9 protein-coding genes and 7 pseudogenes are annotated in these 12103 nt (G+C 45.1%); 4 read left to right on the top strand and 12 right to left on the bottom strand.

Features of this window, described 5'->3' with window-relative positions:
• Positions 1-36 precede the first annotated feature (36 nt).
• Positions 37-1142, top strand: a pseudogene (locus JCM11216_RS10270) (S-methyl-5-thioribose-1-phosphate isomerase).
• Here JCM11216_RS10270 and JCM11216_RS10265 read toward each other — a convergent pair.
• The 6 genes and pseudogenes from JCM11216_RS10265 to JCM11216_RS10245 form a co-directional block, all read right to left on the bottom strand.
• Positions 1128-2520, bottom strand: a pseudogene (locus tag JCM11216_RS10265) (NAD(P)/FAD-dependent oxidoreductase). The pseudogenes JCM11216_RS10270 and JCM11216_RS10265 overlap by 15 nt on opposite strands.
• Positions 2521-2575: 55 nt before the next feature.
• Positions 2576-3267, bottom strand: a pseudogene (locus JCM11216_RS10260) (metal-dependent hydrolase).
• 370 nt (positions 3268-3637) lie between these two features.
• Positions 3638-4065 (bottom strand): annotated as a pseudogene (locus tag JCM11216_RS10255) (Holliday junction resolvase).
• A 1-nt stretch (position 4066) separates the two neighbouring features.
• Positions 4067-4303 carry a hypothetical protein gene (locus JCM11216_RS18925; RefSeq protein ID WP_243676014.1) on the bottom strand — a complete coding sequence of 79 codons (237 nt, stop codon included), beginning with the start codon at positions 4301-4303 and terminating at the stop codon, positions 4067-4069.
• Positions 4279-4782, bottom strand: a complete 504-nt coding sequence (locus JCM11216_RS10250; protein WP_243676013.1) for a hypothetical protein — start codon at positions 4780-4782, stop codon at positions 4279-4281. The genes JCM11216_RS18925 and JCM11216_RS10250 overlap by 25 nt, the downstream gene beginning before the upstream one ends.
• A pseudogene (locus tag JCM11216_RS10245) lies at positions 4782-5361 on the bottom strand (TATA-box-binding protein). Before JCM11216_RS10245 ends, JCM11216_RS10250 begins: the two are co-directional and overlap by 1 nt.
• A 123-nt stretch (positions 5362-5484) precedes the next feature.
• Between JCM11216_RS10245 and JCM11216_RS10240 the strand changes: the two are divergent.
• Positions 5485-5840: pseudogene (locus JCM11216_RS10240) on the top strand (40S ribosomal protein S25).
• Here JCM11216_RS10240 and JCM11216_RS10235 read toward each other — a convergent pair.
• Positions 5841-6167 carry a hypothetical protein gene (locus JCM11216_RS10235; protein WP_054854140.1) on the bottom strand — a complete coding sequence of 109 codons (327 nt, stop codon included), beginning with the start codon at positions 6165-6167 and terminating at the stop codon, positions 5841-5843. It abuts the pseudogene before it with no gap.
• A 53-nt stretch (positions 6168-6220) separates the two neighbouring features.
• Positions 6221-6751: a hypothetical protein gene (locus JCM11216_RS10230; protein WP_054854139.1), complete on the bottom strand. Its 531-nt coding sequence runs from the start codon at positions 6749-6751 to the stop codon at positions 6221-6223.
• 53 nt (positions 6752-6804) lie between these two features.
• Between JCM11216_RS10230 and JCM11216_RS10225 the strand changes: the two genes are divergently transcribed.
• Both JCM11216_RS10225 and JCM11216_RS10220 read left to right on the top strand, forming a co-directional pair.
• Positions 6805-7623, top strand: coding sequence for a hypothetical protein (locus tag JCM11216_RS10225; protein ID WP_054854138.1), 819 nt, complete (start codon positions 6805-6807; stop codon positions 7621-7623).
• Between the two features lie 13 nt (positions 7624-7636).
• Positions 7637-8239: a methyltransferase gene (locus tag JCM11216_RS10220; protein ID WP_054854137.1), complete on the top strand. Its 603-nt coding sequence runs from the start codon at positions 7637-7639 to the stop codon at positions 8237-8239.
• 14 nt (positions 8240-8253) lie between these two features.
• On the opposite strand, the gene JCM11216_RS10215 is transcribed toward JCM11216_RS10220, so the two are convergent.
• From JCM11216_RS10215 to JCM11216_RS10200, 4 genes and pseudogenes are all read right to left on the bottom strand, one after another.
• Positions 8254-9309: a phosphate uptake regulator PhoU gene (locus JCM11216_RS10215; protein WP_054854136.1), complete on the bottom strand. Its 1056-nt coding sequence runs from the start codon at positions 9307-9309 to the stop codon at positions 8254-8256.
• Positions 9310-9610: 301 nt separating this feature from the next.
• Complete coding sequence (locus JCM11216_RS18920) at positions 9611-9841, bottom strand: hypothetical protein (protein ID WP_243676012.1); 231 nt, start codon at positions 9839-9841, stop codon at positions 9611-9613.
• 101 nt (positions 9842-9942) lie between these two features.
• Positions 9943-10976 (bottom strand): annotated as a pseudogene (locus JCM11216_RS10205) (FAD-binding oxidoreductase); the annotation flags it as partial.
• 139 nt (positions 10977-11115) lie between these two features.
• Positions 11116-12009, bottom strand: coding sequence for a hypothetical protein (locus tag JCM11216_RS10200; RefSeq protein WP_243676011.1), 894 nt, complete (start codon positions 12007-12009; stop codon positions 11116-11118).
• Positions 12010-12103 lie beyond the last annotated feature (94 nt).

Below are 12103 nucleotides of genomic sequence, written 5' to 3'. Positions count from 1 at the left end.
AAAGACTTAAAAGCCATTGATTATTATCAGTAGGGTATGAGGATCAATATTGAGGAATTGAAAAGCAAGATAAAGCCCAGGTTAAGGCCAATAACTTGGCGCGATTATGACAATACGCTGGTACTACTTGATCAGAGGAAATTGCCCTTTGAGGAGGTTTACGTAGAGCTGAGGGACCCCGCATCAACGGCCGATGCCATTAGGCAGATGGTTGTACGTGGAGCACCAGCAATAGGCATAACGGCGGCTTACGGGATGGTCTTAGCCGTAGCCACAGCAATGAATCAACACTTGATGAAGCCCTAAGGGAGTTGGCTAGGGCTAGGGAGGTCCTCAATGCTGCAAGACCAACTGCGCATAATCTTTTCTGGGCTACGGAGAGGATGTATAATAGGGCTAGGGATGCCGTGAATAATGGTGAGGCTAAGAGCGTGAGGGAGTTAATTGAGGTTTTGAAGATGGAGGCTAAGGCTATTTTCGATGAAGAGTTTAATGCGGAGTTGATGATGGGTATTTATGGGCTTGAGAAGATAAATGATGGAGACACAATATTAACACAGTGTAATGCCGGTGGGTTGGCAACGGGTACTGGCATTGGGACCGCCACGGCGCCTGTAAGGGTTGCCCACGCATTGGGTATTAAGGTATCGGTTATTGCGCCGGAGACTAGGCCGTGGCTTCAGGGCGCTAGGTTAACTGTTTATGAGTTGATGGTTGATGGGATACCAGTCACGTTGATAACGGATACCGCAGTCGGCTACGTAATGTATAGGGGCATGGTCAGTAGCGTGATGGTTGGTGCGGATAGGATACTCAGGGATGGTCATGTGTATAATAAGATTGGGACGTTTAAGGAGGCCGTGATTGCCCATGAGCTTGGCATACCGTTTTACGCAATAGCGCCATCATCCACCTTCGACATGAAGAGTAGGGTTGAGGATGTGAAGATTGAGGAGAGGGATCCTGACGAGGTTAGGAAAATTAGGGGTGTGCCAATAGCCCCCCCTGAGGGCGTCCCCCCCGTGTTCAATCCCGTATTCGATGTTACACCTCCCAAGTACGTGACTGCACTAATAACCGAGAAGGGTATTATCTACCCACCCTTCGATAAGAACATACCTAAGGTACTAGGTGTTACTTAACCATTTCAAAGTTATGCCAAGCTTACCTGCGTAATCACGATAAACACTTGTTAATTTACCATACCAACTCGATAAACCACTGGGACTCTCTGGGTAGGTCTCGTATAAATTCTTGACCACGCCCATATACCTCAGCGCAAGCCTTAACTTAGACGCCACGTCAGGCACCTTCATTAGTCGTAGGCCAATCTTTAACTTATCAATGAGCGATAACTCCAGCGAGCCCTTCTCGGAGATTTCAAGCACCTCGTCCTCAGTGAGTAGCCTAGCCTTCAACCCCCCCTATTCAATTGATCATTAGTGAGCGTTTGAAGCATGAGCCTAAACACATCAAGCATCGCCTGCTTTATCCCATAAGCCCTTAGATACTCAATATTGTACCTCCATAACCCCCCCTCTCGGTAAAGTCACCCTTTTCAAAGGCCTCCAGCACCGTCTTAGAGGCCAACTCAGCCGAGAGCAAGGCAGGGCCTATACCACCACCATGTACTGGATTGACCGTGACCGCCGCATCGCCAGCGGCTAGGAAGCCATTGGCCACTAGTGACGGTAATGGCCTGCGCGTTGGCACTATACCTCCACCCACATGTATTATCTTCCTGCCCCCCCTAGTGTATTGGCTATTGGCGAGGTACTTATCATAATTATGCCTAGGGTTCAATCCCTGCTCCTCACTCAACTTACCCCCCCATAGGCCAAGCCCGATATTCATTATATTTCGGCTCTTCGGGAATAACCACCAGTAACCACCCGGCGCTATGTTAGCGTCTAGGTATATCTTTATGAATTCGGGCTTCTCAATATCATAATCAACCTGGATAATCTCCCTATAGGCATTCGAGACGTCCTCAGGCAATAATGGCTCAGAAACCCACCACTCACGCGGCAACCTACTCCTAACGACAGCGCCGACACCACTGGCATCAATAACCACCCTGGCTCTAAACTCTTCCGTAGAACCGTCAGGCTTTAGCACCCTAACCCCCCCTGAAACCATGCCACTCTCAATTATTGGTCCCTGAACCTTGTGATTATCAAAGATGTGCGCACCGGCCCTCTCTGCTTCACTAATTAACCACCGAGCCCACTTAGCCATATCAAGTCCAAAACCCTTACCAAGCACTACATACTTAATTGATAGGTCGGGGCTGAATAACTCGGCACCTTCATACTTAATCATGAATACGTCACTCGGCGGCTTAATGGCCATTCGCTCGATATGATGAATACCGATTGCGTCACCCGTCGTCTTAAAAACCCTATCTTTACCCTTCATCTCTATTAAGGCAACGTTAAGCCCCCCCGCCTTGGCGAGTAAGTATGACGCATAGGAACCGGCAGTACCCGCGCCAACAACAATAACATCGAAATTACCCATACCAGCAACGAAGCATTTGAGAGATTTTAAATATTAAGGGCTTGGCACTAATTGGTTATTTGATTGGCAATTGTAAAATCTCACCAGGCTTCAATATAAATACCCTAATGTCCGGGAGCATGGACTCCGCAAGTTCCTTGAACTGCTGCGGGTCCTGCTTAATGTCTGGGAATGTGTTGTAGTGCATGGGTACTACTGCCCTAGGCCTCAGCATTGTTAATGCGTAGGCGGCTTGTCTGGGTCCATGGTGAATAAACTACCTATTGGTAACATAGCCACATCGATCTTAAATAACCTACCCAGCAAATCCATTTCACTAAATAACCCAGTGTCTCCAGCGTGGTATATCGTTGCCTCAGGAGCCCTTATTATGTAGCCCACGGGTACGCCCCCCCTACTTGAACTATGAAGAGCCGGGGTTACGTAAACCTCGATCTCATTGGTTAACTTTACGGAACCACCGACGTTCATGCCTATGGTATTCTTAACACCCTGCTCACTGAGGTAATTAACAAGTTCGAAGACCCCAACGACGGTGGCATTCGTCTTTTTAGCGATATCTATAGTCTCGCCCAGGTGGTCGAAGTGGTCATGCGTTATGAGTATGAAGTCGACATTGGATATTTCGTTAAGAGACACGGGAGAGAGAGGATTGGAGATCCATGGGTCAATTAGGATTTTCTTACCGCTTAGCATTATTTCGAAGGCTGCATGGCCAAGCCATTTAATATATGATTGCGCACTCATTAATATGTGGGTAATCTCCGCAATAAATAAGCTTTACCGCAAATTACCTCCTCTTAATGGTGAAGGTGAGCTTAATGGCCCTTGAGTGAGGTGAGTATATCATTATATCGTCTATTGTAATACCATACTTACTAACCATTGACTTTGCCAATTCATAAACACTACTGAGCGTATCGGATGCTCAAGGTATATCTTTATATTCACCTCAAAGCCATTGTCAGAAGCCTTAATACTAACCCGCGTAAATCTCAGTGATTTAGTTTCCGAAGTCTTGAGTAACTGGTCGACAAGTGCCTTTATCTCCCGCTGTATAGTTGATGACATTAAGTAACTCATGGATTTAGAAAATATTAAAGATTAATTATCAACATTACCTTAAGTATTCAGTTAATGATCTACTCACGTATTTATTAATCAATTGCTCAAGTGTATATGCACTGCCTAAGTCATCAGGTCTCACAACGATAACCCCCCTTGTCCGTGATCGGTAGAAAGCGCCAGTCATCGCCCTTAAACTTCACGGCAATATACGCATCACCCCTCGCCCTACGCGCAAACTCCAGTAGCTTCTCCACCTTCTCACCCTCAATCCTTATGGAACCCCCCCTCTCGGACCTATACTTAGCTTCGATCACCAGTACGAAGCCGGGGGGGCCTATAGCTACGATGTCAGGCACAAACCTCTTTCTAACACCGCCGCCCGATGAGCAACCCCCTAAGTACTGCAAGCCCCATATCCCATAACTTATTGGCCAAGGCCCTCTCATGCGTGGAACCCTTCCTCTTCGGTGAGCTCATGTTACTCAACCCCAACCTCCCTAACTAAGTCTACGTCGGAGCAAATCAATGCGCAGATTGGTGTTGGTGAATCACCACAAAAATCACACCTAGCATTTACAATCACCTTTGAATTACCAGCAAGGTTACCCTTAATAATGCTGTTATATAGCTCGGCCAATTTAATATCATAGGTGAAAAGTAACCGTGAGTGCATTATTAAGTCGATATTATTTATGGAGTCACCACGTACCAGCACGTAGAGGTCACCCCCCCCGAGTCTACATAATCCATTAACCAATCAATGGCAACCTTTGGTATTGCCCTAGGCAGTACCGGTGTTTCGCCATTGATTACTGGGTCTATGAACAACTCATTAGGTATATTAAGTAAGTGCGGTCTTGCATTCATAATCCTCATTAGTGAGTCGAACGTGAAGCCGATTACAGTATTCGAGAGACTCATTATATACCTGAGCCACGACTCACCAACCCCCCCAGGCCCTAGTATTACGATTGCCTTATCAAACTTACTTAATGAATTTGGGAGTCTGGCATGGATTCTTCCATTGATCCTAACAATACCAATGGCCTCCTTACTCAACATTCTTAATCTCTTTATAATAGCAGGACCAACCTCACCTCTTAATTCCATTGCTAACTTATTCGTAAATACTAAATTAGGTACTCGACTAACTTCCTGACCTATTATGGGTACTGCCTCTGGGAACATGGACATCAAAACTCCTCTTCCTCCTTACCCTCCTCCTCGTATAAGGCACCAATGTCTTTAAGCACGTCGTGTATCTTAAAGACTGCATCCTTGACCTGCTGCTCCCTCTTGGCGCCAGTGCACACTATCTTGCCTGAACTAAATATTAGTAGGACGACCTTCGGGTCATCCATCCTATAGATCAGGCCGGGGAATTGCTCGGGTTCGTACATCGAATTCTCAAGCATTAACGCCGACTTCTCAATATCAACTTCAGCATGCAGGTTGCCGGAGGCCACTATGTTTTGCACCTGTATCTCCGGTGTGAGCGGTACGTCAGCCCCATGCTCATTAAGAAGCCTTACCAATTCCTTGACGGCCCTCTTAAGCTCATTCTCACTCTTAGCCCCCTGTACACACCATCTTACCTGTCCTAAATATCAATGCTGATATCTTCGGCCTTTGCAACCTTAGGATCAAACCAGGAAATTGCTCAGGGTTATACTCAGCCGCTGGGAGTCTCTCCGCGAGTTTGTCCAGGTCTAAATCAATGCCGAGGTTTACCGTGGCGACAATATTCTCAATACGATAAGTGGGATTTGGCATTATTCATGATTTAAAAAAGCACTTAAAAAACCTTTCCGACACAATCATAGGCATAATACTTAACTCCCATGCGGAGGAAAAGAATAGTTTATAAAGGGAGGTGCGGTAGGGTTACTGACCTGTATGGGTGGAAAGAAGAAACCAACACTCTCGCAATTAGCAAAGAAGCAGGAAAAGCAACAGCAAGCCCCCCCCGCCAAACCAGCCGCGAGGGGTAAGAAGGCAGCTACTGAGGAGAGACCAACAGCTAAAGCATCACTCATTGATCAAAAGCTCCTTAGCGATGTTGAGAAGGAGGTGGTCAAGTGGGAGTATGCGACACCGTACCTAGTAGCCACTAGGTTTAACACAAAAATAAGTGTTGCATACCAAGTACTAAGGCTCTCGCCAGTAAGGGCGTACTCGTGCTTGTATCAAAGGGGGGGCACAGGACCGAGGTATACACGACTCCCGAGAGACTCAAGCAGGTGGCTGCGTAACTAAGTGAATAGCGAGTCAAGCCTAACCTTAACGAATTCCTTGGGTAATTCCTTAACCCTATTAACAACGCCAGGCTCCACAACCTCCACAATGCCCAACCTCCTGAGAGCCCTTAAGACCCCCCCATCCTCAATCCTCATGATATTCTCACCAGTGCTGCCAAGCTGCTTGGCAATATCGAACTTAAGCCTCAATTCACCAACACTCCAATACCTCTGCAGGTAACTGAGCATTGCCATGGCAACCTTATAACCCTCCTCCCTGTTCTGTGGTAATTCCTCCTCAATGACTCTCCTAAGCATTACCATGAAGTCCTCCATGGGCACTGTCGAATAATCCGTTGGAGCGCCCGTCCCCCCCTCAGTATTAATAGAGCTGGTTATTTCCTTATTTTCCCTCTCGGCTCTCTCGCCTCATTAATACTCCGCACCTCCTCTTTGTGCTCCTCAACCTTAGGCTCAGCCTTTTGCTGCGCATCTTCGTGCTTAACCTCCTTAGAAGTCTCTGTCCTTACCTCCCTTACTACATTCTCATTAATCTCTACCGTGGTTCGCTTTTCCTCCGGCCTCTTATCTTCACTAAACACCTCCAAAATGCTTGAGCTCCTAGTGCGTCTTTGCCTAGCCTGGCGCCTTGTAGGTATTGATTGCTTAGTGACTTCCCCAGGTACCTCTATATACATTGGTATTGATAGTTTAATGTCGTTATTACCAATTCTTATGGTTCCAATTACGTACTCCCCGGAAACCTTAAACCTCTTTTCATGAATTAACTCCCTAATTATTAGGTACAGTAGTGCATTACCTACCTTGTTACTCGATGACCACTTCAGCAGGTCCTGGTAAGTAACCCGCCTATTCCTCGTTATGTACGTACTCAGTGAAACCTTCAAATCATCAAAACTAACCACAGAATACTCCCAAGAAAGAACTCTTTTATACTTACTCTATAGGTATTGCTGTAATGAGTAGGGACGTTGATGATATAAGTAATATCGTATTGAAGCCAAGGAGACTGCAGATATTGAGATTATTACTTAATCGGGGAACCATGAGGATATCGGACTTGAGGAGAGAATTGAATGCCCCCCCTCAATCATCTATTTACTACGACGTTGAGATACTAAGAGCTAATGGCTTAATTATCAGGGATGGACCATATGTGAAGATAACGGGTAAAGGTAGGACGCTTATAGAAAAAATCGATGGGATAATAAGCCTTGGCCAAGGTACTGAGAAACTGAGTATAAAAACCGATGAACTAACTGATATACTACTGATGAGACCATTAATAATAAATATGTATAGGCTTGGGCCAAACGCATTACTTATTTATTCAATGGTGATAATAGTCCTTGGTCTAGTCACGGCTTTCATACAGAATTACGAATTACTACTCCTGATTTTCGCAGAAGGTATGAATTCCATGCCAATAGGCATAACTATAATATCAGTACTTGCCTATCTCGGCATTGCATTATTTATTTATAGGTACCTACTCGGCAGCGAGATTATCGACCTTAAGTTGTTGAGCGGTATATTAACATCCCTTATACCGGTATCGTTATACCCAACGATAATGGCGTTGATAACGCCGTGGTTACCACCCTACCCACTCTCAATAATTGACGCCTTACTTAAGGCATTTTTACCACTTATTAGCTTAGTAATACTCTCTACGGTACTCTCAATGAGCTCGGGAAAACCCATGGAGTACTCATTACTCTTTGGAACGCTATTTCTGCTAATACCTTCCGTATTAATATATATAGTATTATTTTAGATAGCTAGATAATATGAGGATCAGAGTACTAGGCGATGTATATCCCCCCGCTGAGGATACTTGGCAAACTGTCGAGCTACTTCGCTGGGTTTTAAATAATTATGCTAATAACGGATATTTACGTATAATCGATGTGGGTTCCGGAACAGGTATACTAACACTGGCGGCGCTGGAGGAGGTAATTAATAAAGAGGGTATTACGTGGGTTTTAGCTGTTGATATTGATTACAATGCATCAATGAATACCAGGATAAACCTAATTGATAATGGCCTCTATCAATATGCTGATGTCATAACTGCGAACCTCCTGGACACAATTAAGGCTGGATTCCGTATTGACGTAGTAATTAGTAATCCGCCCTACCTGCCAGGTAATTGGAGTGAGGATTGGAGGATTTTCGGTGGGCCTCATGGTAATGAGGTAGCCAGGTCATTAATGCAGTTGGTGTGCCAAGGCAGAGTTCGCATGGTTATCCTAACTCAATCATCATTATCTAACTGGGAAGATTTAATTGATTATTTGGGAAGATGTGGCTTTAAATTAATAATATCTAAGGCAACTCATTACTTTTTTGAGGATATAATAACGATGGTTTTTGAAAAATTTAGTTTTTAGCAAATTTGGTCGAATCAACCAAACTGCTCAATTGCAAGGTTAAGTAATGCTTCGCCAACATCCGATGCATACTCAGCGATTCTATAGATACTATCCAGTATTAGCCTAGCGGATGCCGCCGCCTGGGTGGTTAGGTTGTAATTTAATAGTGACGAGTCGAGTGAGTCCACTGCTGACCGTATCTCATACTTAACAGTATCAATTATGTAATTAATCTCCCTCATGTCCACTTTCTCCGTCATTGCCTTACCAACATTATTCATTATCACGGAATCCTTACTAAGCAATTCACTGAACTTCTGCCTAAGCTCCTGCGGCATTATCAATATGTACTTATCACCAAGGTTCACGATCTCTCGGGCTATCTTAACTGCATGGTCGGCCGCCCTCTCAAGTGACTTATTAATTATTGCGTACTCAATAATACTCCTTGGGTCCTGAATGCCAGATAGGCTTAGGGCGTGCTTACTGACGAGGACCCTCTTCAACTGCCTATTTAGGAGCCAGTAGAACTTATCAACCTCATTATCCCTCTCGATAATGTCGGTGGCCACCGCCTTATCACCATTCTCTATCGGTGTTCTTAAGTCATCAATCATGCCAACAACGGTCTTGCCAAGCTTCACTATTATGTCCCTAATGTTTATGTCAGGTACATTAACGAGGTTCTGAATAACAAGTGTGTTTCTGCCCTCCTCGATAATCTCAACGCCTGTCAGCTTTCTCCGTACAATATCCTTAACCTGTTTCTTAAGGTTCAGCGTCGATACGTCAAAATTGAGCCTAAATATATCATAACCAGATAGGTAATGAGCCAGCAATACCCTCTCCAAGTGATCTATGTTTGATAGGTCCTGGGTAACGTTTATTGATGACTCAAGGAGCGGCGCCTTAACCATCTTCTTAGGCACAACAAGTAGTGATAGGTCTGGCTGTGGTATTACGAGGACCTCATCGCCAGGCTTAAGATCCACCTGCCTAGTCCACTCCTTAGGCAGTGAAACTATTAGGGTTGCGCCTCCCGTTAATTGAACCCTCCTGGTTTCCGGCTCAAATTTCACTATAGACATCACGACCTAATAATTAGACCCCTATAAATACCTTATCCTAATAAATCAATAATTATTAATCGTATGATTTTTAGAGATGAAATACTTATTTATTACTCATAACTATTCTATTAAAACCTCCGTTTCTGCTATACTACCTAATTTAGGTATAATTATCTGTAATACGCCATCTCTATACATTGCCTTAGCGCTATCAACCTTAAGTCTCACTCCGAGTTCCACCTTCCTATAAACCTGAAATTACTCAACCTCTCCACCCTAGCTGCCTTACCGACTGCCGGCAGTGGCTGTGGCTCGGCCATTATCTCCACGTAATTACTACCAACCTGACCTTAATATTTTCCTTCCTGATACCAGGTAGGTCAGCGAGTATTATTACTGAATCGCCATTATCGAAAACATCTATTGGAGGCTCCCTGGTCACCAGCCTCGGGTCAACAACAGTGGCTAACCTACTTATTAGCTCATTTACCCCAGCCTCCACCTTATTAACACTTACTGCAATGTCCGTAGTACTCTGCTCCATCGTCATGGTTAATAATTAGCTACGATTAATAATTACCCAAACACATTAATTAAATGATACTCCATGAATTACACATGAATAATACGAAGACCTGAGCAAATAGGAAATTAAATAACCAGTAATTCCTTGATTAGATTCCCCGTAGTAAACCGATCGGGCAGAAATGGCTTCATTATTGGATCAACAACACCATTAATCATGTAATTAGCCAGCAACTCAGCGGCGTATGGGCCAAACATGAAGCCATGGCCTGAGAAACCAGACAGCACATAAACACCCTCGGGCCACGTACTTAACCTACCCATTACGTGACTATGGTCAGGCGTCATTTCGTAATAACCCGACCACACCCTCATAACCCTAATCCTCTTAAGACTGGGCACTAACTTCACCGTCTCCCTAGCCCAGGCAGTTAACCAGGAAAGGGTATTTCCATAGGGTAAGAAACCTTCGCCACCCTCAAGTTCTATACTACCCAATATCTCACCCCCCCTCATTGTCTGACCGACATATAGGTTAGTCTCAGTATCTATTATGTAGGTATTAATTATTGGTTTCACAGGTTCTGTAATCCCAATTTCCCTTCTGACGGGCTTAATCGGAATATCTATATTGAGTGTGCTTTTCATGACCTCGCCAGTCCATGCCCCAGCCGCGAATACCACATTCTTCGTCTTCACAAAAACATTATTACTTGAGACGCTAACGACCCTACCATTCTCAACACCAACGCCCTTAACCTCCGAGTACTCATAAACCCTAACACCAAGATCGAGCGCCCTCTCGTAATAACCCAACACCAGGTAATCATGGTGGAAGGCGCCGTCTTGGGGGGGACCATAGACAGCACCCACTATGCCCTGGGTATTGATGTATGGGAACTATCCCTTAATTCCTCTACCGTGAGTATCTGAACGGGCACACCTAGTGGTTTCCATAATTTCTCGTTAAGTCTCTCGTAATTCCCAAGAACCTCCTTACGCCTAACAAGCCATAGGTAGCCCTGTCTCTCAAAGACTCCGTTCCAACCAAGTTCACCACTGAGGGACTCTAATTTCTTAATGGCTCTGATTGCAAACTCCGTATTCTCCCTATTCCCAAAGTGAACCCTATACCTACCCGCATTCCTCGTTGAACTCCCAGAACCAACATAGCTCCTCTCTAGTACAACGACGGAGAGGCCCTTGCGAGCTAGGTAATAGCTACGGCCAAACCAACAATACCTGCACCAACAACCACGGCATCGGCAGTCAAAGAGATTAATCCATGACCCTCACTCATCACTCACCACCCGCAAGCGTGGCCATTGGTATTGGCGCCTCGGGAAACCTAATCCTCGGCAATCCAAGCTCACTAGGCTTCTTTTGGTATATGAAGCTTAGTATTAGATTCGCACTGACAAGGCAGAACTTACCCTGGCAGGGACCTGTACCTAAACCAGTGGTTCTCTTTATCCTCTCCATGCCCGGTAACCTCAATGATTTATATTCCTCTTCCTCACCATGAAGAACCCTAACCCTGACCTCCCTACCATGCATTAATACCCTGACCGACTTTAATACGTCATTCAGGGTAACATCCTCACAGAAGCATAGGTACTGCCTATTGGCACTCCTAAGGGCATTTTCCACATCCTCAATAGACCCGGCGGCAGCCCACATGGGTGCATGAGCTACGTTGGGCTCGGCATAATAACCACTGCCCTGAAGCCCCTGCTCAAACCTGAGGATTACGTTATAATACGAGGAATTCACAGTGACTAAATCCCTCTTGAACTCGGCTAATTCCTTATCGAGAGCCTCACCAGGCACTAAACCCTCCTTAACGCCTATACTTAATGCGGTTATCCTAGCCTGCTTAACGATTAAGGCCTCCGGGAGTAATCCGCCGGCATCACCGACAACATAAACATTACCAAGCCCGAGATCTCCCGTAAAGCCCCTCCTAGGTACGAGACCTCCAATTTCCGGTGCATAGACGATAGGCACGCCTAATTGTGCTGGCAGGTCAATGACCGGTAGCCTAACGGCACTCACTAAAACGTCTACAATCAACTCCTCCCTCCTCTGAATCTTAGCTTTTTTGCCTCTTATATTCTCGAGCGTGAGCCTTAATCCATCACCCGAGTCCTTCGCATCGACTATATTCATACCAATAAATGCCTTAATACCCAAGGTCTCAATCTTATCCCTATATAGATCACTCCTTATTATGGCCGAGTTATCGCAAGGTACGTATCAATACCAAGTTGGGCTAGGTTCATAGCCA

Origin of the sequence: Vulcanisaeta distributa JCM 11216 (assembly GCF_001315985.1) — an archaeon.
GTDB classification, from domain to species: Archaea; Thermoproteota; Thermoprotei; order Thermoproteales; family Thermocladiaceae; genus Vulcanisaeta; species Vulcanisaeta distributa_E.
The sequence above is the reverse complement of the archived record's forward strand: the minus strand, read 5'-3'. Positions and strand labels throughout refer to the sequence as shown.